Source organism: Arthrobacter sp. zg-Y769 (assembly GCF_020907405.1).
Classification (GTDB): domain Bacteria; phylum Actinomycetota; class Actinomycetes; order Actinomycetales; family Micrococcaceae; genus Arthrobacter_B.
On the sequence record NZ_JAJJOE010000005.1, the window covers coordinates 35,721 to 62,565 of the forward strand.

The following is a 26,845-nucleotide window of genomic DNA, read 5'->3' on the forward strand; positions in this document are numbered from 1 at the left end:
ACGCTAACCGCGTAGATTTAAGGAATCAACCCCGGTAGGAGAGAAAAACCCCCGTGCATCTGAAGACCCTGACTATGCGAGGATTCAAGTCCTTTGCATCGGCCACCACCTTTGAGTTCGAACCCGGTGTCACGGCGGTGGTTGGCCCCAACGGGTCCGGGAAATCCAACGTGGTGGATGCCCTGGCCTGGGTAATGGGCGAACAGGGCGCCAAAACCCTGCGCGGCGGGAAGATGGAAGACGTAATCTTCGCGGGTACGTCCGGCACCTCCGGGCGTGCGGCGCTTGGCCGGGCGCAGGTATCGCTGACCATCGACAACGCCGACGGCGCCCTGCCGATCGAATACTCCGAGGTCACTATCTCGCGTACGCTTTTCCGCACCGGCGGATCCGAGTACGCCATCAACGGCAGCTCCTGCCGCCTGCTCGACATCCAGGAACTGCTCTCGGACTCCGGCCTGGGCCGTGAGATGCATGTCATAGTCGGGCAGGGGCAGCTGGACAAGGTGCTGCACGCTACACCGGAAGAGCGCCGCGGCTTCATCGAGGAAGCCGCCGGCATCCTCAAGCACCGGCGGCGCAAGGAAAAAACCCTGCGCAAGCTGGACGCCATGGCGGCGAACCTGGCCCGCGTCACCGATCTCACGGCCGAACTGCGCCGCCAGCTCGGACCGCTGGGCAAACAGGCCGCCGTCGCCCGCCGTGCCAAGACGGTGCAGCAGGACGTCCGGGACGCCCGTTCGCGCCTGCTGGCCGATGACCTGGCCACCCTGAAAGCATCCTTCGAAAAAGAAGTGGAGGACGAAAGCGCCCTGAAGGCCCGCCGGCACGAGGTTGAAGCCGCCGTGAACAACGGCAGGCAGCGGCAGGCGGCACTGGAAGCCCTGGCTGCCGAAGCAGCACCGCAGCTGAACGCGGCACGGGACACCTGGTACGAACTGTCCTCGCTGCAGGAGCGGTTCCGCTCCCTTGCCGCACTTGCCGCCGAACGCGCCCGCCTGCTGGGGGCAGCCGAACCCGCCGCCGGCAGCGGCCGGGACCCGGAACAGCTGCAGTCCTCCGCGGACCGGGTACGCGCGGAAGCCGCCGCCCTGCAAATCCACATCGGGGACCGGCGGGCACGGCTGGACGACGCCGTGGAGATCCGCGAGGCAGCCGAAGAGGAAGCAGCAGCGGAGGAGAAGCGCTACGCCGGGCTGCTCCGGGCCGCCGCGGACCGGCGCGAGGGCCTGGCCCGGCTGACCGGCTCGGTGGAAGCCGCCCGCTCAAGGGTGGCCTCGGCACAGTCCGAAGTGGGACGGCTGCGGGCCTCGATAACCGCTGCCGAGGAACGCCGCACCCGCGCGCAGGAAGAGTTTGAGCAGCTGGAAGGGTCGGCGGCCGGCGCCGAAGCCGGCGAAGCCGACCTCGATGCCGAGTATGAAGAAGCGCAGGCAGCCCTGGAGGAGGCCGAGCAGGAGCACCGGCGGCTGCAGCAGGCCGAGCGGGAAGCGGTCCGCGAGGCCGAGAACCTCGCCGCCCGCCGGGAGGCGCTCGCCGTCGGCCTGGACCGGCGCGACGGCAGCGCTTCGGTGCGGAATGCCGGGCTGGACGGAGTGCTGGAGCCGCTGGCCGACCTCATCAGCGTGAAGCCGGGCTATGAACGGACGGTCGCTGCGGCATTGGGAACCGCAGCCGATGCCCTGGCTGCCGACGGCCTCGACGCCGCCGCGCGCGCCCTGCAGCACCTGAAGGAGGCAGGGGAGGGGCAGGTGGAACTGCTGCTGGGCGGGACAGCCGCCCCGGCGACGGAACTGCCCGCCGATCTCCCGCCCGGCGCGGTGCCGGTGCTGTCCCTGGTGAGTGCCGATGCCAAGGTGCAGGACGCGCTGAGCGCACTGCTGGGCAACGCCGTAGCTGTCCCCGACCTGGAATCCGCAGTGAACCTGGTTGCCGTCTCTCCCGGAGCCGTCGCGGTGACCGCCGACGGGGATGTCCTGAGCGCCTTCAGCGCCCGCGGCGGGTCGGTCACGGCCCCGGGCCTGCTCGAAATCACCGCGGCGGTGGAGGACACGGATGCCCGCCTGGCGGCCGCACGGACCCGCGCAGAGGAAGCCGGCGCCGGCATGGGAGCGGCGGCCGCGCGGGCGACAGCCTGCCGGCAGCGGGTGGACGCGGCCCTCGCGGCCCTGCACGAGTCCGATGCCCGGCTTGCCGCCGTCGCCGAACGGCTCGGGACCCTGGGGTCTGCCCTGCGCGCCGCCTCCGGGGAAGCGGACCGGCTCTCGTCCCTCGTGACGGCCGCGGAAGCCAACGTCGGAGCAGAAGAAGCGAAACTGGCAGATGTCTCCGCGCGCCTGGCCGCTGCCGGCCAGGAGCACCGCCCCGAGGAGGAACCGTCTGCGGACCGGCGGGACGCCCTGGCGCTCGCGGCAGCTTCCGCACGGCAGGCCGAAATGGACGCCCGGCTGGGCCAGCGTTCGGCCGAAGAACAGCTCAAGGCCGTTGCCGGCCGTGCCGAGTCCCTGGAACGCGCCGCCCTGGCCGAACGCAGGGCCCGGGCTGCCGCAGCGGAACGGGCACACCGCCGGGCCGGGCAGCGTGCCCGGGCCGTTGCCGTCGGTGCCGCGGCAGAGGCTGTCCTGGCGCACCTGCAGGTTTCCCTGGCGCTGGCCGCCGGGGAACGGGACCGCGCCGAGGAAACCCGGACCGCGCGGGAAGCCGAGCTCGCCGCCGTCCGCACCGCCAACAACGACGCCGCAGCGGAACTGGCCCGGCTCACGGACTCCGTCCACCGCGACGAGTTGGCCCGTGCACAGCAGCGGCTGCGCATCGAGGCGCTCGAAGCCCGTGCCCTCGAGGAGCTGGGCATGACGGCGGAGCATCTGGTGGCGAACTTCGGCCCGGACCAGCCCGTCCCGGTGCCGGCGGAGCCGGTCAGCGGCGATAAGTGGGCCGCCCTCCGCGCGCCGGTGGATGAGGAGGGCAATCCGCTCCTGGACGGCATCCCGTACGTCCGGGCGGAGCAGGAAAAGCGGCTGAAGCGAGCCGAACGGGACCTCGCCGCGCTCGGCAAGGTCAATCCCCTGGCGCTGGAGGAATTTGCCGCCCTGGAGGAACGCCACCAGTTCCTGTCCACACAGCTGGAAGACCTCAAGGCCACCCGGAAGGACCTGCTGGACATCATTGCCGACGTCGACCGCAGGGTGGAGGAAGTCTTCACCGCCGCCTACCGGGACACCGCCGAACAGTTCGAGCACGTCTTCGGCACGCTGTTCCCGGGCGGCGAAGGGCGCCTGGTGCTGACCGATCCGGACAATATGCTGACCACCGGCATCGAGGTCCATGCCCGGCCGGCCGGCAAGAAGATCAAACGGCTTTCGCTGCTCTCCGGCGGCGAGCGGTCATTGACGGCGGTGGCCCTGCTGGTGGCCATCTTCAAGGCCAGGCCCTCGCCGTTCTACGTGATGGATGAGGTTGAGGCGGCCCTGGATGACACGAACCTCGGCCGGCTGATCACCATCTTCGAGGAACTGCGCGAATCCAGCCAGCTGATCGTCATCACCCACCAGAAACGCACCATGGAGGTGGCGGACGCGCTCTACGGGGTGACCATGCGCGGCGACGGCGTGTCCACCGTCATCAGCCAGCGGATCGAGCGCGGAACGGACGCCGGCGCACAGGAGGGCTAGGACGCGTAACGGCGAACGAAGTTCTGCAGCACCCGCGGCGGCACGTGCACTGCCGTTCGGCGGGCGGCGTCCATCACCGTCTCTGCCTCCTCGGGCAGGAAGTAACCGGCATGCCGGTACACGGAGATCCGGGTCAGCAGCCCGGCCACGTCCAGCTCGGGGTGGAACTGCGTGGCGTAAAGGTTGGACTTGACCCGGAACATCTGCACCGGGCAGGTGGCCGAACCGGCAAGGTTCACCGCCTGCGGCGGCAGCTCGGCGACGGCTTCCTTATGCCCCACATAGGCGGCAAAGGTGTCCGGGACACCCTCCAGGAGCGGGTCCCGGCGGCCTTCGGGAGTCAGCCGCACCTCGACCGGACCAACGGGCTCGCCGTACCGGCGGTCCACCGTTGCGCCCTGGTGCCGGCCCAGCGTGCCGACCCCGTAGCAGGCACCGAAGAACGGAAAGTCGCGGGCCACGACGTCGTCGAGCAGTTCGGCCATCTCCGCTTCCACCCGCTGCTGGACCGGGGACTTGGATTCCTCCGGATCGCTGGAGTTGAACGGGCCGCCGCCCACAATCACGCCGCTGTAGTTATCCAGGTCCACCGGCGGCAGCGGGCCTGCTTCGAGGCGCACCCGGTGCAGCTGCTCCTCGGCGAGCCCGCCGAAGCGCCGGAATGAGGCGTACTCCTCGTCGGCGGCATCGTCTTCGGCTCGGGTGGCCAGGAGCAGGAAAGGCTTCATTCCTCGATGGTAGTGGGGGCGGGGGCAGCTTTCCGGGCAGGCAGGGTTTCCCGCGCCGCCAGCCAGGCGAGGAGGCCCATGACGCCAATGGCTCCGGTAACGCCGAAGGCCCACGAGTAGCCCAGCGAATCCGCGAGCATGCCGGCCAGGATGGGGCCGGCAATCGCACCGGTGTCGCTGGCCATCTGGAACGTGGCCAGGACCTTGCCGCCGCTGCGGCCGTTGCCGATGATGTCACCGACCGCTGCCTGCTGGGCGGGATTCAGCAGGCCGGTGCCCATACCGGCAATGACGGAGATGATCAGGAACTCCGGAACGCTGGAACTGAAGCCCATCAGCCCGGTGGCCGCGGCATTCACGGCCAGTCCGATGAGGACCAGGGGCTTGCGTCCCCAGCTGTCGGCGAGCCGGCCGGAGAACGTCAGGACGACGGCGGTGCCCGCAGCGAAGGCGGTCAGGGAAATGCCCGCCACCTCGGGACCGGCGGACAGTGCCGCGGCAGCGAAGAGCGGCACCAGGGCATTACGCACACCGAACGAGGACCAGCCGTTGGCGAAGGAGGAAGCCAGTGCGGCACGGTAGGTCGAGTCGCGCAGCGCCTCCCGGACAGTGAGTACCGGCAGCGCGGCAGCGGGCTTGTCATCTCCGCCGCGGGCGGGCCGTGCATCCTTCAACCGGAGGAAAACGACGCCGGCGGCCAGCACCAGCGCGGCGGCGTAGACCAGGAACGGAACGCGCAGTCCCAGGCCCGCGAGAAGGCCTCCGAGCAACGGACCGCCGATGTTGCCGAGCAGGAACGAGGAGGCGTAGGCACTGGAGACCCGGCCGCGGATCTCCGCAGGTGCGAGCCGGATGATCAACGCCATGGCCGAGATGGTGAACATGGTCGACCCGATGCCGCCCAGGCCGCGGAAGACCAGCAGCTGCCAGTAACTCTGCGCAAACGCGCACGCGGCGGTGGACACGGCCACAATCAGCAGCCCGGCAATGTAGACCGGGCGCTCGCCGAGCTTTTCCAGCAGCATGCCGCCGGCCGGCGCGAACACCAGCCGGGTGAACGCGAACGCGCTGACGATGACGGCGGAAGCCGTGACGCCGACGTCGAAACTCTGTGCAAACTGCGGCAGTACCGGTGCCACCAGGCCAAAGCCGAGGGCTATGACGAAGGCGGCCGCGATGAGGACCTGGATTTCCTGGGGGATTCGGATTCTGGGAGAGCGCACCATGATAAGGCGATTCTCTCAGATTCCCGGAGATCGAATGAGCGGCGTGTGAGAAGCTTGGGAGCGTGAATGAGACCCTTTCGATAGTGATCTATGTCCTTGTTGCGATCGCCGTTGTCGGCTTCTCCGCGACGCTGCTGGTACGGACCCGGCGTACTCCCAGGAGCATGTACCCCACCCGCCGGGACGCCAACGATCCGGTCACCGGAACCGGCGGCGGCACCGACACCCTGGAGGCACCGCCGGGGGAGACCGACGTCGTTGTTCCGGATGACCTGCGCGATCTGGAGGAAGCCCCCGCCCCGCAGGCGCCGAGCATCGAGACGCCCGAACCGGTGCAGGGCCGGCTGGCCCGGCTGCGCGCCCGGCTGGCAAAATCCAACAACGCATTGGGCAAGGCGCTGCTGGCGCTGCTCTCCCGCGACACCATCGATGAAGACGTCTGGGACGAGATCGAAGAAACCCTCCTCCTTGCCGATCTGGGCACCGAACCCACCATGGAACTCGTGGACGCGCTGCGTCAGCGGGTCAAGGTCTCCGGCAGCCAGGACCCGCAGGAAGTCCACGCGATGCTGCGCGAAGAACTGATCAAGCTGGTGGATCCGACCATGGACCGCTCGCTCGCCGTGACCCGTCACGCCGAGACCCCCGCCATCGTGATGGTGGTGGGCGTGAACGGCGTCGGCAAGACCACCACGGTGGGCAAGCTGGCCCGGGTCCTCGTGGCCGAAGACAAGGACGTGCTGCTGGGCGCTGCGGACACCTTCCGCGCGGCAGCCGCGGAACAGCTGGCCACCTGGGGCCAGCGCGTGGGCGTGCCCACCGTGCGCTCCGAGATCGACGGCGCCGACCCCGCCTCCGTGGCGTTCGAAGCGGTCAAGGCCGGCATTGAGGGTGAAGTGGACGTGGTCCTGATCGACACCGCCGGACGCCTGCAGAACAAGGTCGGCCTGATGGACGAACTCGGCAAGGTCAAGCGCGTTATCGAGAAGCAGGCCGCCGTGGACGAGGTCCTGCTGGTCCTGGACGCCACCACCGGCCAGAACGGCCTGACCCAGGCGAAGGTCTTCGCCGAGGTCGTCAACATCTCGGGCATTGTCCTGACCAAGCTGGACGGCACCGCCAAGGGCGGCATCGTCGTCGCCATCCAGCGGACCCTGGGAGTACCGGTGAAGCTGGTGGGACTGGGCGAGGGGGCTGACGACCTGGCGCCGTTCGAGGCCGAGAGCTTCGTGGACGCACTGCTGAGCTAACCAGCAAGAGCTGCCCGCACCACTTCAGAAAGGACCCCGTACTGCAAGGTACGGGGTCCTTTTCGGCTATCCCGGCCCTTCGAAGAAACCTGGCCGAAATGTGTCCGTCACGAGTCTTTTACCGGAACGGCCGGTTTGTAACCTCCCGGCAACACCTCCGGGCCGGGACGGAAATCTGGCCCGGGCAGAGTTCCTTACGCGGGAGATGCCCGCCATTTGTGAAGGGACGTGAAGATGGATCTGTCAGCAGGTCACGTCTGGGTAATGATTTCGGCGGCGCTGGTGCTGCTTATGACACCGGGCGTGGCATTCTTTTACGGCGGCATGACCCGCGCCAAGGCAGCGCTGAACATGATGATGATGAGCTTCGTCTCGATCGGACTCATCGGCGTCGTCTGGATCCTCTGGGGCTTCTCCATGACCGGCGGGGACGGCATCGCCGGACTGTTCGGCAACCCCTTCACCTCCTTCGGGCTGAAAGACATCCTCGGCTCCGAGGACCTCATCACCGCCGGCTACGGGGCCACGTTCGCCATCATCACCGTTGCCCTGATCAGCGGTGCGGTCGCCGACCGCACCAAGTTCGGCGCCTGGGCGGTCTTCGTGCCGATCTGGGTGACCCTGGTCTACTGCCCGCTGGCCTTCATGGTCTGGGGCGGCGGCCTCCTCGGTGCCGAGGGCGCCGTGGGTTCGGTGGTCGGTGAAGCCATCGACTTCGCCGGCGGCACCGTGGTCCATATCAACGCAGGCGTGGCGGGACTGGTCCTGGCCCTGATCCTCGGCAAGCGGAAGGGCTTCGGGAAGGACCCCAACCAGCGTCCGCACAACATCCCCTTCGTAATGCTCGGCGCCACGCTGCTCTGGTTCGGGTGGTTCGGCTTCAACGGCGGTGCCGCGGGCACTGCCGAAGAAGCGGGGCTGATCTGGATCAACACCCTCGCCGCACCGGCCGCAGCGATGCTCGGCTGGCTCCTGACCGAACGGCTCCGTGACGGCCGGGCCACATCGCTCGGAGCCGCCTCCGGCGTCGTGGCGGGACTCGTTGCCATCACCCCGGCCTGCGCCAACGTCAGTCCGCTCGCCGCGGTGGGGCTCGGCCTGGTCTCCGGTGCCCTGTCCGCCCTCGCCGTCGGACTCAAATTCCGGTTCGGCTATGACGACTCGCTCGACGTCGTCGGCGTGCACCTCGTCGCCGGCCTCGTGGGCACCCTTGCCCTCGGCTTCATCGCCCTGCCCGCCGACGGCGCGGGAGGCGGCCTGTTCTACGGCGGCGGTCCCGGCCAGCTCGGCGCCCAGGCAGCAGCCGCGGCAGTGGCCATCGTCTTCTCCGGGGTCCTGACGCTGATTATCGGGCTGGCGATCCACAAGACCATGGGCTTCCGGATCTCCGAGGAGGACGAGGTCAACGGCGTGGACCTGAGCGAACATGCGGAAACCGCCTACGAATTCGGCGGACTCGGCTCCGGCGGCTCCTTCAGCCCCTTCCAGGACACGGCACGCGCCACCACAACCAAGGAGACGGTCAACTCATGAAACTCGTAACCGCTATTGTCCGGCCGGAGAAGCTGGACGCTGTCCGGGGCAGCCTGGAGAGCTACGGAGTCCAGGGGCTGACCGTGAGCTCCGCCAACGGGTACGGCCGCCAGCGCGGACACACCGAGGTCTACCGCGGCGCGGAATACACGGTGGACCTGCTGCCCAAGGTCCGGGTGGAGATCCTGGTGGCCAATGACTGGGTCAACGACATCGTGGACGTGCTGGTCTCCACGGCCAACACCGGCCGGGCCGGCGACGGCAAGGTCTGGGTGGTGAACGTGGAGGAAGCCCTCCGGGTCCGGACGGGGGAGCGCGGCGACTCCGCCCTCTAGCAGCACGGAAGCAGCACTCAAGCGAAAGGAACCGACCGCCCGGCTGGTGCTCCAGCCGGGCGGTCCTGCGATCCGGCAGGGCAGGAGGGGCGAATAGCGGGACCGGCTTGGTACCCTTAACAGCTGGGCCTGCCAAACATGGCGAAGAACTGACGAAAGAAGTGCGCGGCACGTGTTCAATTCACTGTCTGACCGGTTGACTTCAACCTTCAAGAATCTCCGCGGCAAGGGCCGGCTCACCGAGGCCGACGTCGACGCCACCGTACGCGAGATCCGCCGCGCCCTGCTGGACGCCGACGTCGCCGTTCCCGTGGTGCGTGCGTTCACTGCCTCCGTCAAGGAACGCGCCCTCGGCCTGGAGGTCTCGCAGGCGCTGAACCCGGGCCAGCAGGTCGTCAAGATCGTCAACGAGGAGCTCAAGGGCATTCTCGGCGGCGAGACCCGGCGGCTGCGCCTGGCCAAGAACCCGCCCACGGTCATCATGCTCGCGGGCCTGCAGGGTGCCGGTAAGACCACCCTCGCCGGCAAGCTCTCCAAGCACCTGAAATCCCAGGGCCACAGCCCGCTGCTGGTTGCAGCGGACCTGCAGCGCCCCAACGCCGTCCGCCAGCTGCAGGTCAACGGCGAACGCGCCGGCGTCCCCGTCTACGCTCCGCACCCGGGTGTCTCCTCCGAGTTCGAGGCAGCCACCGGCGATCCGGTTGCCGTCGCCCGCCAGGGCATCGAGGAAGCACGCACCAAGCTCTACGACGTCGTCATTGTCGACACCGCCGGCCGCCTGGGCGTGGACGCCGAACTGATGCAGCAGGCCGCGGACATCCGCGCCGCGATCAACCCGGACGAAGTCCTGTTCGTCATTGACGCCATGATCGGCCAGGACGCCGTGAACACGGCGCAGGCCTTCAACGAGGGCGTCAACTTCACCGGCGTGGTCCTGACCAAGCTCGACGGCGACGCCCGCGGCGGTGCCGCACTGTCCGTGGCCTCGGTGACCGGCAAGCCGATCATGTTCGCCTCCACCGGCGAGGGCCTGACCGACTTCGAGGTCTTCCACCCGGACCGCATGGCCAGCCGCATCCTGGACCTCGGCGACGTCCTGACCCTGATCGAGCAGGCCGAGCAGAGCTGGGACAAGGACGAAGCGTCCCGGATGGCGAAGAAGTTCGCCGACCAGGAAGACTTCACCCTCGACGACTTCCTGGCCCAGATGCAGCAGATCCGCAAGATGGGCTCCATGAAGAAGATGCTCATGATGATGCCCGGCGCCGCCGGGATGCGTGAGCAGCTGGAAAACTTCGACGAGCGTGAAATCGACCGGGTGGAAGCGATTGTCCGCTCCATGACCCCGCACGAGCGGGTTGCCCCCAAGATCATCAACGGCTCCCGCCGCGCCCGCATCGCCCGCGGTTCCGGCGTGCACGTCTCCGAGGTCAACGGCCTGCTGGAGCGCTTTGTGCAGGCCCAGAAGATGATGAAGAAGATGGCTGCCGGCGGCGGCATCCCGGGCATGCCCGGCATGGCAGGACCCGGCGGGTTCGGCGGTGCACGCAAGAAGCAGCAGGCAGCCAAGGGCAAGAAGAAGGCCAAGTCCGGCAACCCCGCCAAGGCAGCCCAGGAGCGTGCGGAAGCCGAGGCGCGGCGCGCCGGTGCCCGGCAGGCACTGCCCACCGGAAGCGCCTTCGGCGGCCAGGAAGCCGACTTCGACCCGTCGTCGCTGAACCTGCCCAAGGGCTTCGATAAGTTCCTCGGCAAGTAGGCCCGCACCGTACCCAGCACAACGCCGGACTCCTGGTCCGGCGTTGTGTGTTTAATGGCGGAGGCGTGCCTTTCGCGGCAACGCCGAAGTTCGGCACCAGGAAAGTTCGGCACCAAAGGAGAGGACCAGCATGGCGCAGGGGCTGAGCGGCTTTTACGGGTCGGTCTTCCGGCGCAGCATCACCGTACGGGTCCTGATCCGTACCGGCGACGACCGCGTGCTGCTGCTGCGCAGCGGCCAGGCCTGGGAGCTGCCGGGAGGAGTGGTGAAGGGCGGGGAAGATCCACGCTCCGCCGCCCGCCGCGTTGTCCGCTCGATCCTGGATCCGGAGTCCGACGTCGGGCGCGTCCTGGTGCTGGACTACGTACAGGGCATCCAAGGGCAGGGGGACTCGGTTGCCTTCCTGTTTGACGGCGGTATGGTGTCCACCTCGGTGACGGCCTTCACCGGTGCCGGCGGGGAACGGGAGGCACGGTTCGTTCCCCTGGCGGACTGCGGTGAGGCATGGGGCGAGGGGCTGCGGGAAGCTGCGCTGGAGGCACTGGAACTGGGGACCATGGTGGAGCTCGTGGACGGTGGGCCTGTCTCTCCGGGGCCGGTCGCCGCGCCCTCGCTGCGCAGGATGATGCCGCCTCTGGAGGGCTTCTCCGGAATTCTTGGACGTTAGGAATGGGTTTGCCTCGGGAACGAGTGGTGTTTGTGCACGGCACCGGGAGCTTTGGCGCGGCCGCCTGGCCCCGGCAGCACGGGCTTGCCCTGGACTATGACTGCCTGTTCCTTCGCCGCCACGGCTATGACGCCGTCGCCGAGCCGCTGCCTCCGGACCTGGAGGCGGACATCGCCCTGATCCGCCAGGAACTGGGTGACGGCGGACACCTGGTGGCGCACTCGGCCGGCGCGGTTCCGGCCATGCTGGCTGCACTCCGTGATCCGGCAAGGGTCCATTCACTGGTCCTGTGCGAGCCTGCCGTCTTCTCCCTGACCCGCGACCTGCCGGCTACAACGGCACACCGCACCCTGCAGCAGCCGCTTTTTCACGACGCTCCGCTGGATATTGTTCCGGGGGTACCCACGCTGGTCCTTACCGGGGGATGGGAGCCGCTGTACGAAGAAGTGGCGGATTTCCTGGTCTCGACGGGTGCCGAGCACCGGCAGGTCGGCGGGAACCACCGTCCCCAGGACACGGATGCCGGGCGGCAGGCGATCCGGGACTTCCTGGCCCGCCGGAGCCGGATGGACGCGGGCAAGTGAGACCATCCATCCGGGACGCGGCCCCCGCCGATCTGGCCTTCCTTCCCGCAGTGGAGGAGGCATCCGACACGCTTCTGGACGGGATGACAAGTGTCGCGGGATTGCCCGTGCTGCCACCGCCGGCCACCGCGGCGGAGCTCGCTGCTTCCCTCCACATCCTGGTCGCCGGCGATCCGCCCGTCGGATTCGCCCGCTTGGAGGAAGTCGACGGACAGGCCCACCTGGAGCAGCTTTCCGTCCATCCGGATGTGGCAGGCGCCGGGCTGGGTAGGGCATTGGTGCAGGCGGCGCTCGACTGGGCCCGCGAACAGGGCTACGCCTCCATGACCCTGTGCACCTTCCGTGGTTCTGGTTCCCAGCAGGTGCGGCGAATGGACTGCCATGGCGGCCGACATGGCAGCCAGGCTCCGCACGCAGGTGCCGGGCGCACGCCTTGAACACATCGGGTCCACCTCTGTGCCGGGCCTGGCAGCGAAGGACGTCGTGGACCTTCTCATAGGGGTTGAAGAAAACCGGGTAGCTGAGGTTGCGGCGGAACTGGCGGCGGACGGATTCGACCTTGAAGGGGAGCTTCCCGGGCACTGCTGGCTGAGCTACCCGGCACGTGCTTCGCGCCGGTACATCCTGCACGTAGTCGAATTCGACGGGGTGCCCTGGCGCAGGCGCATCGGCTTTCGCGATCTGCTTCGGCGCGATGAATCTGCGCGTGCCAGGTATCTGGAGGCCAAGCTCGAAGCCGCACGAGAAGCCCAGGGGTGGGACGACTACACCCAATTCAAGACGCCGGTGGTCGCCGGACTTCTGGCGCAGGATGCCTCGGGCTCATGCGAACCGCCGGCGCTTACCGGCTTTCGCTGACCGCCGCGCATCGCCGTCGCCTGAAAATCCGCGGATCCGCACGCGGGCTGTGGAAGTCGCAAAAGATGGACTCATCTGGCACAATGATCAGGTACTCGATCTGCGCGGACCCTCTCTCCGTGCATGCATCTTGTCCTTTTGAACCCCAACGTTATGGCCCGCCCCACGGGAGCAGAAGTACGGGTTCGCCCCATTTCAGATCAGGAGTGACCACAAAAGTGGCCGTAAAGATTCGCCTTAAGCGCCTTGGCAAGAAGTTCTCAGCACACTACCGCGTCGTTGTCATGGATTCCCGTGCCAAGCGCGATGGCCGTGCCATCGAAGAAATCGGACTGTACCGTCCGACCGAAGAGCCGTCGTACATCGACATCAAGTCGGACCGTGCGCAGTACTGGCTCGGCGTCGGCGCCCAGCCCACCGAGCAGGTCGCAGCACTGCTGAAGATCACCGGTGACTGGCAGAAGTTCAAGAACATCGAAGGCCAGGAAGGTACCCTGCGTACCAAGGCCCCGAAGGAACCCTTCGTGGTTCCCGAAAAGAAGTCCGTGATTGTCCCCGAGGCCATCACCCCCAAGGCCAAGAAGGAAGAGGCCCCCGAGGCCTCCACCGAGGCTGAGGCAGAGTAACTTGCTCGCTGAAGCGCTGGAGCACCTCGTGCGCGGAATCGTTGACAGTCCCGAGGACGTCAAGGTTTCCGCCAAGAGCAACCGCCGTGGGGAAACCCTCGAGGTTCGGGTTCACCAGGACGACCTCGGCCGGGTCATCGGCAGGCAGGGACGGACGGCACGCGCACTGCGCACGGTCATCGCCGCCCTCGCCAACGGTGAGCAGGTCCGAGTGGACGTAGTGGACACGGACCGGCGCCGCTGATCTGGAAATGATCACCGACGGCGCAGCGGAAGCAAACAGTTCTTCACTGCAGTACCGGAAGTAGAGCAGTAAAAGCAGTACACAGGATCCGGCCCCGACACCAGATAATGGTGAAGGGGCCGGATTTTTTTCAGGCACCGGCCAATCCGGACGACGAAACCCCACAGAGGAGATTCCATGCAGTTACAGGTGGCACGCATCGGCAAGCCGCACGGCATCCGCGGTGAAGTGACCGTCCAGGTGCTGACCGACGCACCGGAAGACCGCTTTGTCCCCGGCACCGAACTCACCGTTGAGCCGGCCGGCAAGGGCCCGCTGACGGTGATCAGCGCCCGTTGGAACAAGGACATCCTGCTGCTTGGCTTCGAGGAAATCACCGACCGCAACGGAGCTGAGGAACTGCGCGGCGTAAAGCTGTTCATCGACACCGAAACGGTTGATGAGGACGACGACGACGAAGGCTGGTATGAGCACGAACTGGTGGGCCTGAAGGCACGGGTGGGCGACGACGTCGTCGGCACTGTCAGCGGCCTGCGCACCCTCACCGTCCAGGACCTGCTGGTGGTCGAGGACAGCCGCGGCGAGGAAATCCTCGTGCCTTTCGTGGAGGCGATCGTCCCCGAGGTGAACATCGAAGACGGCTATGTGCTGCTGACTCCGCCGGACGGGCTCTTCGAGCTGAATAAGCCCGAGGACAAAAAGGACGCCGCGCCGGCTGAAACAAAGGAAGCCGGACAGTAAGTGCGTATCGACGTCGTTAGCATTTTCCCTGAGTACCTGGCCGCCCTGGAGCTGTCCCTGATCGGCAAGGCCCGGCAGGAAGGCCTGCTGGAACTGGCCGTCCATGACCTGCGGGACTTCACCACGGACCGGCACCGCACCGTGGATGACACCCCGTACGGCGGGGGAGCGGGCATGGTGATGAAGCCGGAGCCCTGGGCTGCCGCGCTTGATGCGGTTGCCGGTGACGGCGACGAGCGGCCGGTCCTGATTGTCCCTTCACCCGCCGGCGCCGTCTTCACCCAGGCAATGGCCTACGAGCTGGCGGAGGAGAAGCACCTGGTCTTCGCCTGCGGCCGCTACGAGGGAATCGACGAACGGGTCCTGGAATGGGCCGGGGAACGCTTCGATGTCCGCCCTGTCAGCCTCGGCGACTACGTGCTCAACGGCGGCGAAGTGGCCGTGCTGGCCATGGTCGAGGCCGTGGGGCGGCTGGTGCCCGGCGTCGTCGGCAACCCCGAGTCCCTTGTCGAGGAATCCCACTCGGACGGGCTGCTGGAATACCCGGTCTACACCAAGCCGTCCGCCTGGCGCGAGCGTCCCGTTCCGGAGGTCCTGCTCAGCGGCAACCACGGGAAGATCGCCCGGTTCCGGCGGGACGAACAGCTGCGGCGCACGGCCGACCGCCGGCCCGACCTGATCGAAAAGCTCGACGCCGCGACGCTGGACAAGGCCGATCGGGCCACCCTGGCGGCACTGGGTTATGAAATCCGTGACGGCAGGGTCTGTCCGCCCGCCTGAGCGCAGCGGCGGATTGGTGCCGTTCCGATGCGTATGGCAAAATGGGGAGTTGTGTCATCTGGGTCCGTACCTGCCACAGGGGGAACGCGGCCAACAGATAAGGACACACCGGCAATCCATCCTCGGACCTGCCGGTCTACTAACTTCGACAGCATCCGTGCAGCCCGCAGTTTGGGCGCATTCTTGCTGCCGTTACCAAAGTGAATGACCTGTGGCGTTCACCAGGAGTGATAAACAATGCACATCCTAGATTCTGTTGACGCAGCTTCCCTGCGTACGGACATCCCCGAGTTCCGCGCCGGTGACACGGTCAAGGTTCACGTAAACATCATCGAAGGCAAGAACACCCGTGTTCAGGTCTTCCAGGGCTTCGTGCTCAAGCGCCAGGGCGACGGCCTCCGCGCGACCTTCACGGTCCGCAAGGTCAGCTTCGGTGTCGGCGTGGAGCGTACCTTCCCGGTACACTCCCCGGTTATCGACAAGCTCGAGGTTGTCTCCAAGGGCGATGTCCGCCGCGCGAAGCTGTACTACATGCGCGATCTGCGCGGCAAGGCAGCCAAGATCAAGGAAAAGCGCGACTTCCGTCCCGCCAAGTAACTTACTTGACTGCAGCATCCGCCTCCGGGGGTCCCTCCGCGAAGCACACGAAACGCCGGCCCCGGTTTGTGGGCTGGCGTTTTGTGCTATGTGCTCTTGCCGCCGCCGTGATCCTGGCCGCGCTCGTCCGGGCCTTCCTGTTCGATGTCTTCTACATCCCCTCCGATTCCATGCAGCCGCTGCTGGAACCCGGCGACCGGATCCTCGTCTCCCGGACCGCGTACGCGTCCGAGGAGATCGGGCGCGGGGACGTGGTGGTGTTCGACGGACGGGGTTCGCTGGCGCCCCTGCACAGCGGGCGTCCGGCAGTGGCCGACGCCGCCGTCACCGTGGGACGCTGGCTCGGCCTGGCCGGCAGCGAGACGGTCTACGTCAAGCGGGTCATCGGCGTGGCGGGGGACCGGGTCAGCTGCTGCACCGACGGGGATCCCCGGATTACCGTCAATGGAGCTCCCGTGGACGAGCCGTACGTTTACCCTGGAGACGCTCCCAGCGACCACGCCTTCGACGTCATCGTTCCCGAAGGCCGGCTGTGGCTGATGGGGGACCACCGGTCCGTTTCAGCGGATTCCCGCTCCCTGCTGGGGGCTCCCGGCGGCGGCCTGATCTCCACGGAACGGGTCATCGGACAGGCCCAGCGGATTCTTTGGCCGCTCGAACGCGGTACCAATATTGACCGGCTATCCTTAGGAGCCGAGTGGAACACGGAGAAATAAGAGGAAACGCAATGTCGCACCAACCGGACCAGCCCCGCGACGGGACGCCCGGCTCCGGGGAACAGCGGGACCACGCAGCGCACTCGAAGGACCCGAAGGAGAAAAAGCGGGGTTTCGGCTCGTGGCTGCGCGAAGTCCTCACGATCGTAGTGATAGCCCTGGTGCTGTCCTTCCTGATCAAAACCTTCCTTTTCCGGGCGTTTTACATCCCCTCCGGGTCCATGGAGGAAACGTTGGAAATCAACGACCGCATTTTCGTCAACCTCCTGGTCCCCGAGCCGATGGACCTGAACCGCGGCGACGTCGTGGTCTTCAAGGACACCAAGGGCTGGCTGCCGCAGACAGCGGAGAAGGAAACGAATCCGATCCGGGAGGGCCTGACCTTCGTGGGCCTGCTCCCGGACGAGTCCCAGCAGCACCTGGTCAAGCGGGTCATCGGCACCGAAGGTGACCACGTGGTCTGCTGCGATGCCGACGGCAGGATCACCGTCAACGGCGAACCCCTGGACGAGCCCTATCTTTACCCCGGGGCTGCCCCCTCCGACGTCCCCTTTGATGTGGTTGTCCCGGAGGGCAAGGTCTGGGTGATGGGCGACCACCGCAATGCGTCGGCGGATTCCCGCGAACACCAGTACGGCGACGGCGGCGGCTTCGTGGACGTGGCGGACATAGAGGGCAAGGCCGTAGTTACCGCGTGGCCGCTGAACCGCGTGGGCGGGGTCAGCAGCTATCCCGAGGTCTTCGAAAACGTCCCGGAACCGAGCGACAGCAAGTGAGTTCCACGGCTAAGCCCCCCACCCTGCGGTACGAACGAACCTTCTCGGCCGCGGGCCACCGGATCCTGGCCGGGTGCGACGAAGTCGGCCGCGGCGCCCTGGCCGGGCCGGTATCCGTGGGGATGGTGGCCGTGGACCTGGCCACCGTACGTTCGCTCAAGGGGGTGCGGGACAGCAAGCTGCTCTCCGTGGCGGACCGGAACGCGCTCGTTCCGCAGATCAAGAAATGGGCCCCGGCCTGGGGTGTCGGCCATGCCAGTGCCGCCGAGATCGACCTGCACGGGCTGACCGTCGCCCTTCGGCTTGCCGGGACGCGCGCGTGGGACCAGGTCTGCCTGACGCTGCGCCCCGACGTCGTGCTCCTGGACGGCAACTACAACTGGCTCTCGCCCGAGCGGCAGGGCAGCCTATTCGACGATCCCGACGAACCGGCCGGAGGATGCACCGCACCGGTGCACACCCGGATCAAGGCGGACATGCAGTGCCTCAGCGTGGCTGCCGCCAGCGTGCTGGCGAAGGTGGAACGCGACGCCATGATGGTAGAGTTTGCCGCTTCGAACCCGCACTACTCGTGGGAGATCAACAAGGGTTACGCCACCGAGTCGCACCGCGCGGCCATCGACGTCCACGGACCCACGCCGCTGCACCGTATGTCCTGGCGGCTGGGATCAAAGCCCCGCCCGGGCAACCCGGCGCTGGAACCGGAAGACGACTTAAGCACAGTTGGGGGATGATAGGAACATGAGCGCCGAAGACCTTGAGAACTATGAAACGGACATGGAGCTCCAGCTGTACCGGGAGTACCGCGACGTCGTAGGCCTCTTCAGCTACGTGGTGGAAACCGAACGGCGCTTTTACCTGGCCAACCATGTTGACCTGCAGGCGCGGTCCGCCGACGGCGAGATCTATTTTGACCTCACGCTGCAGGATGCGTGGGTCTGGGACGTCTACCGGTCCGCCCGGTTCGTGAAAAGCGTACGCGTGATTACGTTCAAGGACGTCAACGTGGAGGAACTGACCCGCAACGACGACCTGACGCTGCCCAAGGCGGACGAACTCTAGCGGTTACCCCGCGTTCGCGGGCACTGAGGGGAGTGCCTGTACGGCATCCGCCCAACTGCCTGACGGTTCCCGGGCCTCGTTCCGGCCGAGGCTGGAAATCCAGCCTTCCACCATTGTTCCCCGGTGGTTCAGCAGGTAGGGAACCGCGGTCGGCTGCGGGAAACCGCAGCGCCAGACCGTCTTATAGCTGCCGGTGTTTCCCGCATTTGCCTTCCAGGTGACCACGTCCCAGTCCAGGTCCTCGAAGGCATGGACCACTGCCAGCCGGACCGCGCGGGACATCAGGCCGCGTCCCCGGTATTCCGGTGACGTGACGAACCCCAGTGACCCGGAGGCAGCGCCCTCGAAGCGCAGGTCGATGGTCCCGGCATAGCTGCCTGCGACGTCGAGCGCCCAGGACACCGCGTTGTCCTGCGGCGCCGAGACGGTTTCCAGGTACTCCTGCGCCATGTCCGGCGTGTAATCCAGCGGAATGGTGGTCCATTGGACCGATACGGGGTCAACGCAGCGGGTGTACACGGCGTCGAGGTCGGCCGCGGTGTGCTGGCGGAGCAGGAGCGTGTCATCGGAGAGCAGCGGAATCTCGAAAGCCATCCCGACAGCCTAGCTGCGGTTGCTCCGGCCTAGACTTTCAACATGCCCGAATCCCGGCCCGGCTTCGATGCCAACCTCCGCCTGTATGCGCAGATGCAGCCCGACGCTCCGTCACTGGCCCACCTGCTGTCCCTGCAGCAGGCGCTTCCCCCCGGCACCCGGCTGGTGCCGCGGCGGCAGCTGCACGGAACCCTGATCCATTTCGGCAAGGTGCTGGACGTGTACCGGGTGATCAGCACGGAAACCGGCATTTCCCTGCCGGCCTACGAGCGGCTGCTCGCCGGATACATCGCCCGGACCGAAGCGCTGCTGCCCGCGGCCACGTTCCGGCTGGAGCCGGTGGGATTCGCCGGGTTCGGCGCCAGGGGATCGACCCTCGTGGTGGAATACCTGCCCTCGGCTGAACTCACTGCACTGCATGGAGAGCTGCACGCGGCGTTGGTGGATTTCCTGGCCGCGTGCGGGGTTTCCGGGACCGAGGCCTTCATGGCGGCGGACCCGAACCTCATGTTTGCCTCGACCCTGCGACCGCACATCTCCCTGGCGCGGGGTTTTGCGGGCGCCCTGCCGTCGCTGCCGCTGGAATCCGTGACGCTGCAGCCGATGCCGGTGGTGTACCCCGGGCACTGATGGTGTCCGGGGTACACCTGCAGGTGAGGGCTTAGGCCTTCCTGCGGCGGGCAATCACCACCAGTGCCGCTCCCACAGCCAGGATGGCTGCGCCGGCGGCGGCAAGCCAGGTTCCGTTCATACCCGTATGGGCCAATCCTGCATCAGGTACCCGAGGGCTGGGGCTGCCTGCGACCTGGACCCCGGGGGCCGAGGTGACCGGGGCAGGCGGGGGAGTGTTCGCTGCGGGCGGCGTCACCGAGCCTGCCGGGGTTTCGGACGGGGCGTCCGTGGGTGTCGGGGTTGGTGCCGGCGTCACCGAGCCTGCCGGGGTGTCCGTTGGAGTCGGGGTCGGTGTCGGCGTCGTGGTGTCCGTGGGGGTTGGCGTCGGGGTCGGCTGTTCGGACGGGGGATCAGTAGGCTCCGGCGTCGGTGTCGGCGTCGGGCTGTCCTCGGGATCCGGTGTGGACCTGTCTCCGCAATCGGGAACCGTCATCAGATCCTCAAGCTCCTGATGCTGGGAGGCCTTCAGCTTGGGGTTCCCGGGGAAGGGCTCGGGGTAGCGGAGGTTCTGCGGCCACTCATAACTGTCTTCAAACTCGAGTACGTCTTGCTGGACAGCCCAGCCGGGACCACATACCTCGAACGGAACTGAAGGGACCAGGGACGTTACATCGGTGAACCACTGATGTCCGGGCTGCTTGGCCAGGAAGGTTTGTTCACCCGAGTTCTCCCAGGCGGCCGGCTTCTGCGCGTGTACCTTCCGGTACAGGTAGATGCCTGTTTCCGTCACGGAAACCCCCGTCGAGGGCGAAGCGCTCGGCGGCGTGGTTGGGACAGTGTTCCCGGTCGCCGGCACGGCGGTGGCCAAAGCCGGTGCACCGGTGACAATCGACAGCCCAGCTAAGGCTGCAAATCCTGCCACGACAGCGGTTGTATTTCGCTTGCGGTTTTGCATGATGTCCTTTACGTGAGTCGAACATGGGCGTTAGCGTCGCTATCCTGTCCGGGCCGTCTCAGCGTTCCCCTACGGAATGGCGCAGTTTCCCGACAAGACCCGCTCAAATTCCGCTCGGGCGTCCACCTGCCCCTTGGCCATATGGCGCCGGTGGTGTACCCCGGACATTCAAAACGCTAAGGTCCTGCCTAGGACCAGCGAGGAGAGCGTCATGGATACTGCGGGACGGGTTGCCCTGGTGACCGGAGGATCCGGCGGGATCGGAGCGGCTGTGGTCCGACGGCTCGCGTTGAACGGCTATTCGGTGGGTGTGCACTACGCACGGAACCGATCGACAGCAGACGGGGTCGTAGCCGACATAGCCGCCGGGGGCGGACATGCCTTGGCCGTAGGCGGAGATGTGGGAGACGAGCCGGCGATGGCTGCCGTGTTCGACGCCGTCGAGACAGCCTTCGGCGGTCTGGACGTGGTCGTCAACACCGCCGGCATCATGCTCCTTGCCCCCATCGCGGAGCTGGACCTGGCGGACCTGGACCGGATGCACCACACGAATATCCGGGGAACGTTCGTGGTCTCTCAGCAGGCGGCTCGTCGGGTCCGAGCGGGTGGAGCGATCATAAACTTCTCAACGACGGTCCGGCGCACCCAATACCCCGGCTACGGCGCCTATGCGGCCAGCAAGGCGGCTGTGGAGGGGATGACGCTGATCCTGGCGCGGGAACTGCGTGGACGGGACATCACGGTCAACGCGGTGGCGCCGGGGCCGACAGCTACTGCCTTGTTCCTGGACGGCAAGGAGGAGGCCACCATTGCCCGGCTGGCTGAGGCGGCGCCGCTAGGGCGCCTGGGCCGGCCCGAAGACATCGCCGAAACCGTCGCCTTCCTGGCCGGGCCGGGGCGCTGGGTCAACGGCCAGGTGGTCTACGCCAACGGGGGACTTGCCTGAACTTCTGCTCCTCCACACTCAGGGTCCGGTGCGCCGCGGCGGAAACCTCCTCCACAAGCCGGTAGTTCCCGGGTGGCCGGCCCGGCCGGCTTCAGCCAACGTGGTGGACATGAAAGCCAAAGACATTCTGGGAAGCCGCGGAGAAGAACTGGCGGCGCGGTACCTGACCGAGGCAGGGCTACGGATCATTGACCGGAACTGGCGGTGTCCGGAGGGCGAGATCGACCTGGTTGCGGTGGACGGGGCCACCCTGGTGGTGGTCGAAGTGAAAACGCGCTCCTCGCTGAACTTCGGTCACCCCTTTGAAGCGATCGGGGAAGACAAGGTCGCCCGTCTTTATCTGCTGGCAGGAGCCTGGGCAAGGGCCAACAGCCGCTACTTCACCCACCGCCGGATCGACGCAGTCTCGATACTCGACGACGGCGCCAACCCGCCGGTGGTTGAGCACCTGAGGGGGATTTCCTGATGGGGCTGGGGCGTACCTACGGTGTAGGGCTGGTCGGCCTGCGGGGCAGGATCGTCGAGATCGAGGCTGACATCGAGCAGTCCCTGCCGTCCTTCATCCTGCTGGGGCTGCCGGACGCCTCCCTCAATGAGGCCCGCGACCGGGTGAAGTCCGCGGCAAAGAACGCCGGGCTGCCGCTGAGCCGGCGCCGGATCACCGTGAACCTCATGCCGGCTGACGTACCCAAGCACGGCTCCGGGTTTGACCTGGCGATTGTCGTCGCTGCCCTCTGTGCCGGCGGGGTACTGCGAAGTCCGGGCCGGTGTGTCTTCCTGGCTGAGCTCGGCCTGGACAGCAGGCTTAGGCCAATCCGCGGAGTCCTGCCGGCAGTGATGGCTGCGGTTGCGTCCGGGTACACGGACATCGTTGTGGCCACGGAGAATGCCGAGGAAGCTGCGTTGGTTCCTGCAGCACGGGTCCGTGGTTATTCCTGCCTGGCCGAGGTGGCAGCGGACCTTGGTGCCGACCCTGAGCTGCTGAACTTTCCGCCGCCGGTGATGCGCATGGCGGAGGACGAAGCGGCAGGAGAAAACCCGGACGGGTCCGCCCGGGTTCCTGATCTGGCGGACGTGGCCGGGCAGGCAGAGGCCCGGTTCGCCGTCGAGGTTGCCGCGGCGGGAGCACACCATCTGCTGATGACCGGGCCGCCCGGAGCCGGAAAGACCATGCTGGCTGAGCGGTTGCCGGGCATCCTGCCGGACCTTCCCGACGACCAGGCAATGGAAGTCACCGCCATCCATTCCCTGGCCTGGCAGGGACGCCCCTGCCGCCAGCTGCTCCGCAGGCCCCCGTTCGAGAGTCCGCACCACACCGCGTCCACTGCAGCGGTGATCGGCGGCGGGTCCGGCATCCCACGCCCCGGAGCCGCGTCCCGGGCCCACCGCGGCGTATTGTTCCTCGATGAAGCGCCGGAGTACGAGAGGCGTGTCCTGGACGGTCTGCGCCAGCCGCTGGAGAGCGGAAAGCTGGTCCTGCACCGGGCGGCGGGAACGGCCGTGTATCCCGCACGCTTCCAGCTGGTCCTTGCCGCCAACCCCTGCCCCTGCGGACTCGCAACCGGCAAAGGCATCGAGTGCACCTGCACCTCCACGCAGCGGCGCCGGTATTTCAGCCGGCTGTCCGGTCCGCTCCTGGACAGGGTGGACCTGCAGCTCTCCGTCCAGCGGGTCTCCCTGCTCGACTACTTCGCCGAAGAGGCTACTGAGGCAAGCTCCACGGTGGCGGCACGGGTGCAGGAGGCACGGCGGCTGCAACGGGACCGGCTGCAGCCGCTGGGCTGCGAAACCAATGCCGAGGTTCCCGGCACCCTGCTGCGGGACAGCCTGCGGCCGTCGAGCAAGGCAACCGCAGCCCTGGATCGGGCCATGGACCGCCAGCTGCTGACCGCGCGCGGATACGACCGGGTACTGCGTGTAGCCTGGACCGTCGCCGACCTTGGCGGGCATGGAAGCCCGGACGCCGACGACGTCGGACAGGCCCTGGCTTTCCGGCGGCAGGGAGCAGCCGCATGAGTCTCGATGAGGTGCTTCTCGCACGGGCCGCGTTGTCCAGGCTGTTCGAACCCTCGGACGCCGTGGGCCTTGCCCTTGTGGCGGCAGCGGGACCGGTCCAGGCGCTGAAGGTCGCCACCGGGGCGGTGGCGGCAGCGCCGGATGTTGCCGCCGAAACGGCGCGGTCCCTGTCCCCGGGCGGCAACGGAGCGCCCGGTGCCTTGGCGGAAGGGCTGAAACGCTGGGCGCCGCGGGTGGCGGATCTGGCCCCGGAGCGGGACTTGGACACGATCCGGCGCCTGGGCGGGGAGCTTCTGATACCGGAGGATCTCCGTTGGCCAGAGTCATTGCGCCATCTGCAGCTGGAAATGCCCTTGTGCCTCTGGACGAGGGGAGACCTGGATGGAGGTCTGCCGGTACTGGACCGGACAGTGGCTGTGGTTGGGTCGCGGGACGCCACCGGCTATGGGTTGTCCATCGCAGGCGACATCTCGGCGGGCCTGGCCAACCGGGGGTGCACCGTCGTCTCCGGAGGTGCCTACGGAATCGACGCCCAGGCACACCGTGCTGCGCTGGCTTCTGTGCCGGCGGATTCCATGGCCACCATCGCGGTAATGGCATGCGGAGCGGACCGGTTCTACCCGGCCGGCAACGAAGAGCTGCTGCGCACCGTCGCGGCCCGCGGACTCCTGCTGTCCGAAGTGCCGCCGGGATCGGCGCCCACCCGCTGGAGGTTCCTGCAACGGAACCGGATCATTGCTGCGCTGAGTGCCGTCACCGTGGTGGTGGAGGCCCGGTGGAGGTCCGGCGCGCTGAACACTGCCCATCATGCCGCCGGGTTGGGTAGGGAAGTCGGAGCCGTGCCCGGATCCGTGTACTCGGCCAACTCCGCCGGCTGCCATCGGCTGCTGCGCGACGGCAGCGCCGTCTGTGTGACCGATGCCCAGGAAGTGGCCGGCCTGGCCGGGCCGCTGGACGCTTCCCGACGCGAAGATTCCGGACAGCACGGTGATGACCGGCCGGGAGAAGCGGACGGACCCGGTGACCGGGCCGGGAATCACCGGGCAGACCACGACGGACTGGCCGTGGAAGACCTGCTCCTGCTGGATGCGCTCCCCGTGCGCAGCGGAACCACCGTCGAAAAACTGGCCGTAGTTGCAGGACTGTCTCCGCCGGGGGTGCGCGCCGGACTGGCTCGGCTGGAACTGGAAGGACTCGCCGTCCGGTCCGGTGCCGATCGGTGGCACCGCGGCCGGCGCTAGCAGCAAGGACCTATCTACAACCCGTGTCACCTAGGAAGGACATCATCATGATCACCCACAAGATAGTCACCTCCCCGATAGGGGTGCTCACCCTCGTGGCCTTGGACGGCGTCTTGACCGCAGTCCGGCTCGGGCGGCCTCAGCCACCCGCAGGAGCAGGGACACCTTACGGCATCGCGGCTGAGGAGGGGTTCGAAGAAGTCGAACGGCAACTGACGGAGTACTTCGAAGGCACTCGCTGCTGCTTCACCGTCGACACCAGTCCGCAGGGAACCGAATTCCAGTGCAGGGTATGGGAGGAGGTCGCGGGCATCGGCTACGGCCGGACGGCAAGCTATAAGCAGCTGGCGGTCCTGCTCGGCGATGCAGCCAAGGCTCGAAGCGTAGGCGCTGCACTGGCCCACAACCCGCTGAACCTGGTTGTCCCCACCCACCGCGTGGTCGGGTCCCGTGGGGCCCTGACCGGATACTCGGGAGGGGTCGACGCGAAGCGGTACCTCCTGGAACTGGAGCAGGCACCCCAGACAGAGCACCTGCGGCGCAACTGCCTGCGTGCCGACAGCGTGCCTGCTTGAACGGCAGAGGCAAACAGAGAACAGTAGGGAGGTGATGTCAAAAGGAACCAGCACGGAGTGGCCGGCGGAATTCCGTTCCGCCCTGGAAGGCTTCTGCCGGTATTTGACGGCGGAGCGGGGACGGTCGGAACACACCGTCCGGGCGTATGAGTCGGACGTGTCGAAACTCCTCGACTACGCGCTGGGCGCCGGGGCGGCCTCGCTTCGGGACCTGGACCTGGGCGTCCTGCGCGGCTGGCTGGGGGAACTCAGCGCCGCCGGGCAGGCCCGTTCGACGCTGGCCCGCCGCGCGGCCACGGCCCGCAGCTTCACCAACTGGGCGCTGCGCGAGGAACTGATCACCGAGAACCCGGCCCTGCGGCTGAAGGCACCGAAGAAGGAAAAGACCCTTCCCGGCGTGCTGCGCAGCAGCCAGCTGGATGACCTGTTCGAAACCCTGCAGGCGGCCGCCGCCGAGGGCGACCCCATGGCCCTGCGGGACCGCGCGATGGTGGAACTGCTCTACGCGACGGGCATCCGCGTGGGGGAGCTGGCCGGGCTGGACGTCGACGACCTGGATCCGGACCGCAGGACACTGACCGTGCTGGGCAAAGGCAACAAGGAACGCACGGTTCCCTACGGCCTGCCGGCTGCGCTCGCAGTGGATGACTGGCAGCGCCGAGGCCGCCCGGGGCTGGCTACCGGGGACAGCGGTCCGGCACTGTTCCTGGGGAAGCGGGGCGGACGGGTGGACCAGCGCCAGGTCCGCAGCGTCGTTGCCGACCTCCTGGCAGCACTTCCGGATACTTCCGCCTCCGGCCCTCACGCGCTGCGCCATTCGGCGGCAACCCACCTGCTCGACGGCGGTGCGGACCTGCGTGCCGTCCAGGAAATCCTGGGCCACTCGTCGCTCGCCACCACCCAGCTCTACACGCATGTGTCCGTGGACCGGCTGCGCCAGAGCTACAGCCAGGCCCACCCGCGCGCCTGAGCAGCTCGAGGACTTGCCCTGAATCTCCGCGCCGGAGAGGCACAAAAGGATACATTGGCGCATCTGCGTAACTTACGGCACAATGAGGGACAGCGGACACATATGGCTCGATATCCGTCCATACAGCAGCAGGTCGTTGGGGAAGACGTACCTACAGCTATGGAGGATGGAATGTCTGTTGTGATGGCGCGCGGCGTACTGTTTGTGCACTCTGCCCCTTCCGCGTTGTGCCCCCATATCGAGTGGGCCATCGGATCCGTCGTGGAAAAGCGAACGGATCTTCAGTGGACCCCTCAGCCGGCTGCGCCGGGGATGCTGCGGGCCGAAATTGCATGGACCGGGCCGCAGGGCACCGGGTCACTGCTTGCGTCCGCCCTGCGTGGCTGGGCGCACCTGCGGTACGAGGTCACGGAGGAACAGAGTGCCGGCGCCGACGGCAGCCGCTGGGCCCATACCCCCGAGCTGGGCATCTTCCATGCCGCCACCGATGTGCACGGCAACATCATGATTTCCGAGAACCGCGTCCGTTATGCGTACGAAAACGGTGCCGGCGATCCTTCCGCCGTCTACCACGAGCTGTCACTCGCCCTGGGCGAGGCCTGGGACGACGAACTCGAGCCGTTCCGGCACGCGGCCGACGGCGCCCCCGTCCGCTGGCTGCACCAGGTCGGCTAGTTCCTCAAAACTCCGTAGCTGGAACTACAACAGGCGTGCGGGGCCCCCCGGGGCCCGCCGCCGGGGTGGGTGGGGGGCCGGTAGGGGGGGGGGCGCACGGGCCCCGGGGGA

Annotated in this window: 30 protein-coding genes; 26 read left to right on the forward strand and 4 right to left on the reverse strand. The window is 67.4% G+C overall.

The window, feature by feature from the left end; translation table 11 throughout:
* Window positions 1-53 precede the first annotated feature (53 nt).
* On the forward strand, window positions 54-3,671 hold the full coding sequence (gene smc / locus LOC60_RS05045) for a chromosome segregation protein SMC (protein ID WP_230022998.1): 3,618 nt from the start codon (window positions 54-56) through the stop codon (window positions 3,669-3,671).
* Here the strand turns inward: smc and LOC60_RS05050 are convergent.
* Together LOC60_RS05050 and LOC60_RS05055 are read right to left on the reverse strand one after the other, a co-directional pair.
* Window positions 3,668-4,399, reverse strand: coding sequence for a glutamine amidotransferase (locus tag LOC60_RS05050; RefSeq protein ID WP_230023000.1), 732 nt, complete (start codon window positions 4,397-4,399; stop codon window positions 3,668-3,670). The genes smc and LOC60_RS05050 overlap by 4 nt on opposite strands.
* Window positions 4,396-5,625 carry an MFS transporter gene (locus tag LOC60_RS05055; protein WP_230023002.1) on the reverse strand — a complete coding sequence of 410 codons (1,230 nt, stop codon included), beginning with the start codon at window positions 5,623-5,625 and terminating at the stop codon, window positions 4,396-4,398. The genes LOC60_RS05050 and LOC60_RS05055 overlap by 4 nt, the downstream gene beginning before the upstream one ends.
* 62 nt (window positions 5,626-5,687) lie before the next feature.
* On the opposite strand from LOC60_RS05055, the gene ftsY reads away from it, so the two are divergent.
* The 17 genes from ftsY to LOC60_RS05140 all read left to right on the forward strand — a co-directional run bounded on the left by ftsY (window position 5,688) and on the right by LOC60_RS05140 (window position 18,150).
* Window positions 5,688-6,875 carry a signal recognition particle-docking protein FtsY gene (ftsY, locus tag LOC60_RS05060; RefSeq protein WP_230023004.1) on the forward strand — a complete coding sequence of 396 codons (1,188 nt, stop codon included), beginning with the start codon at window positions 5,688-5,690 and terminating at the stop codon, window positions 6,873-6,875.
* Between the two features lie 234 nt (window positions 6,876-7,109).
* Entirely contained in the window at window positions 7,110-8,408 is a 1,299-nt protein-coding gene (locus LOC60_RS05065) for an ammonium transporter (RefSeq protein WP_230023007.1), read from the forward strand.
* Entirely contained in the window at window positions 8,405-8,743 is a 339-nt protein-coding gene (locus tag LOC60_RS05070) for a P-II family nitrogen regulator (protein WP_146364419.1), read from the forward strand. Before LOC60_RS05065 ends, LOC60_RS05070 begins: the two co-directional genes overlap by 4 nt.
* Window positions 8,744-8,915: 172 nt before the next feature.
* A complete protein-coding gene (gene ffh, locus LOC60_RS05075; RefSeq protein WP_230023010.1) occupies window positions 8,916-10,499 on the forward strand; it encodes a signal recognition particle protein in 1,584 nt (527 codons plus the stop codon).
* Window positions 10,500-10,629: 130 nt separating this feature from the next.
* Entirely contained in the window at window positions 10,630-11,166 is a 537-nt protein-coding gene (locus LOC60_RS05080) for an NUDIX domain-containing protein (protein WP_230023013.1), read from the forward strand.
* A gap of 8 nt (window positions 11,167-11,174) precedes the next feature.
* Entirely contained in the window at window positions 11,175-11,750 is a 576-nt protein-coding gene (locus tag LOC60_RS05085) for an alpha/beta fold hydrolase (RefSeq protein ID WP_230023016.1), read from the forward strand.
* Window positions 11,747-12,187, forward strand: a complete 441-nt coding sequence (locus tag LOC60_RS05090) for a GNAT family N-acetyltransferase (RefSeq protein WP_230023019.1) — start codon at window positions 11,747-11,749, stop codon at window positions 12,185-12,187. Before LOC60_RS05085 ends, LOC60_RS05090 begins: the two co-directional genes overlap by 4 nt.
* Window positions 12,144-12,608: a GrpB family protein gene (locus tag LOC60_RS05095; RefSeq protein WP_230023022.1), complete on the forward strand. Its 465-nt coding sequence runs from the start codon at window positions 12,144-12,146 to the stop codon at window positions 12,606-12,608. The genes LOC60_RS05090 and LOC60_RS05095 overlap by 44 nt, the downstream gene beginning before the upstream one ends.
* 218 nt (window positions 12,609-12,826) lie before the next feature.
* A complete protein-coding gene (gene rpsP, locus LOC60_RS05100; protein WP_229948989.1) occupies window positions 12,827-13,234 on the forward strand; it encodes a 30S ribosomal protein S16 in 408 nt (135 codons plus the stop codon).
* Between the two features lies 1 nt (window position 13,235).
* On the forward strand, window positions 13,236-13,478 hold the full coding sequence (locus tag LOC60_RS05105) for an RNA-binding protein (RefSeq protein WP_146364407.1): 243 nt from the start codon (window positions 13,236-13,238) through the stop codon (window positions 13,476-13,478).
* Window positions 13,479-13,655: 177 nt separating this feature from the next.
* Complete coding sequence (gene rimM / locus LOC60_RS05110; RefSeq protein WP_230023024.1) at window positions 13,656-14,219, forward strand: ribosome maturation factor RimM; 564 nt, start codon at window positions 13,656-13,658, stop codon at window positions 14,217-14,219.
* On the forward strand, window positions 14,220-14,999 hold the full coding sequence (gene trmD, locus LOC60_RS05115) for a tRNA (guanosine(37)-N1)-methyltransferase TrmD (RefSeq protein ID WP_230023027.1): 780 nt from the start codon (window positions 14,220-14,222) through the stop codon (window positions 14,997-14,999). It begins immediately after the preceding gene.
* A 237-nt stretch (window positions 15,000-15,236) separates the two neighbouring features.
* Entirely contained in the window at window positions 15,237-15,596 is a 360-nt protein-coding gene (gene rplS, locus LOC60_RS05120; protein ID WP_146364401.1) for a 50S ribosomal protein L19, read from the forward strand.
* A 5-nt stretch (window positions 15,597-15,601) separates the two neighbouring features.
* Window positions 15,602-16,312 (forward strand): signal peptidase I, encoded by a 711-nt coding sequence (gene lepB, locus LOC60_RS05125; protein WP_230023030.1) that lies wholly within the window; start codon window positions 15,602-15,604, stop codon window positions 16,310-16,312.
* A gap of 11 nt (window positions 16,313-16,323) precedes the next feature.
* The gene (lepB, locus tag LOC60_RS05130; RefSeq protein WP_230023032.1) at window positions 16,324-17,088 is read left to right on the forward strand and encodes a signal peptidase I; all 765 of its coding nucleotides are present in this window, start codon (window positions 16,324-16,326) and stop codon (window positions 17,086-17,088) included.
* Complete coding sequence (locus LOC60_RS05135) at window positions 17,085-17,822, forward strand: ribonuclease HII (RefSeq protein WP_230023035.1); 738 nt, start codon at window positions 17,085-17,087, stop codon at window positions 17,820-17,822. The genes lepB (LOC60_RS05130) and LOC60_RS05135 overlap by 4 nt, the downstream gene beginning before the upstream one ends.
* 7 nt (window positions 17,823-17,829) lie before the next feature.
* Window positions 17,830-18,150, forward strand: coding sequence for a DUF2469 domain-containing protein (locus tag LOC60_RS05140; protein WP_227901490.1), 321 nt, complete (start codon window positions 17,830-17,832; stop codon window positions 18,148-18,150).
* Window positions 18,151-18,153: 3 nt separating this feature from the next.
* Here LOC60_RS05140 and LOC60_RS05145 read toward each other — a convergent pair whose 3' ends face one another.
* Window positions 18,154-18,744 (reverse strand): GNAT family N-acetyltransferase, encoded by a 591-nt coding sequence (locus LOC60_RS05145; RefSeq protein WP_230023038.1) that lies wholly within the window; start codon window positions 18,742-18,744, stop codon window positions 18,154-18,156.
* A 42-nt stretch (window positions 18,745-18,786) separates the two neighbouring features.
* Here LOC60_RS05145 and LOC60_RS05150 point away from each other — a divergent pair, with 42 nt between their 5' ends.
* Window positions 18,787-19,374 (forward strand): 2'-5' RNA ligase family protein, encoded by a 588-nt coding sequence (locus tag LOC60_RS05150; protein WP_230023040.1) that lies wholly within the window; start codon window positions 18,787-18,789, stop codon window positions 19,372-19,374.
* Window positions 19,375-19,405: 31 nt separating this feature from the next.
* On the opposite strand, the gene LOC60_RS16285 is transcribed toward LOC60_RS05150, so the two are convergent.
* Window positions 19,406-20,146, reverse strand: coding sequence for an LPXTG cell wall anchor domain-containing protein (locus tag LOC60_RS16285; RefSeq protein ID WP_230023042.1), 741 nt, complete (start codon window positions 20,144-20,146; stop codon window positions 19,406-19,408).
* 376 nt (window positions 20,147-20,522) lie between these two features.
* Between LOC60_RS16285 and LOC60_RS05160 the strand changes: the two genes are divergently transcribed.
* The 7 genes from LOC60_RS05160 to LOC60_RS05190 all read left to right on the forward strand — a co-directional run bounded on the left by LOC60_RS05160 (window position 20,523) and on the right by LOC60_RS05190 (window position 26,734).
* Window positions 20,523-21,257, forward strand: coding sequence for an SDR family oxidoreductase (locus LOC60_RS05160; protein WP_230023043.1), 735 nt, complete (start codon window positions 20,523-20,525; stop codon window positions 21,255-21,257).
* Window positions 21,258-21,357: 100 nt separating this feature from the next.
* Window positions 21,358-21,723, forward strand: a complete 366-nt coding sequence (locus tag LOC60_RS05165) for a YraN family protein (RefSeq protein ID WP_230023070.1) — start codon at window positions 21,358-21,360, stop codon at window positions 21,721-21,723.
* Window positions 21,723-23,273, forward strand: a complete 1,551-nt coding sequence (locus LOC60_RS05170; protein WP_230023045.1) for a YifB family Mg chelatase-like AAA ATPase — start codon at window positions 21,723-21,725, stop codon at window positions 23,271-23,273. The genes LOC60_RS05165 and LOC60_RS05170 overlap by 1 nt, the downstream gene beginning before the upstream one ends.
* Complete coding sequence (gene dprA, locus LOC60_RS05175; RefSeq protein WP_230023046.1) at window positions 23,270-24,514, forward strand: DNA-processing protein DprA; 1,245 nt, start codon at window positions 23,270-23,272, stop codon at window positions 24,512-24,514. Before LOC60_RS05170 ends, dprA begins: the two co-directional genes overlap by 4 nt.
* Before the next feature lie 47 nt (window positions 24,515-24,561).
* The gene (locus tag LOC60_RS05180) at window positions 24,562-25,089 is read left to right on the forward strand and encodes a methylated-DNA--[protein]-cysteine S-methyltransferase (RefSeq protein WP_230023048.1); all 528 of its coding nucleotides are present in this window, start codon (window positions 24,562-24,564) and stop codon (window positions 25,087-25,089) included.
* A 34-nt stretch (window positions 25,090-25,123) separates the two neighbouring features.
* The gene (locus LOC60_RS05185; protein WP_230023050.1) at window positions 25,124-26,059 is read left to right on the forward strand and encodes a tyrosine recombinase XerC; all 936 of its coding nucleotides are present in this window, start codon (window positions 25,124-25,126) and stop codon (window positions 26,057-26,059) included.
* Window positions 26,060-26,230: 171 nt separating this feature from the next.
* Window positions 26,231-26,734, forward strand: coding sequence for a DUF3145 domain-containing protein (locus LOC60_RS05190; protein WP_230023053.1), 504 nt, complete (start codon window positions 26,231-26,233; stop codon window positions 26,732-26,734).
* Window positions 26,735-26,845 lie beyond the last annotated feature (111 nt).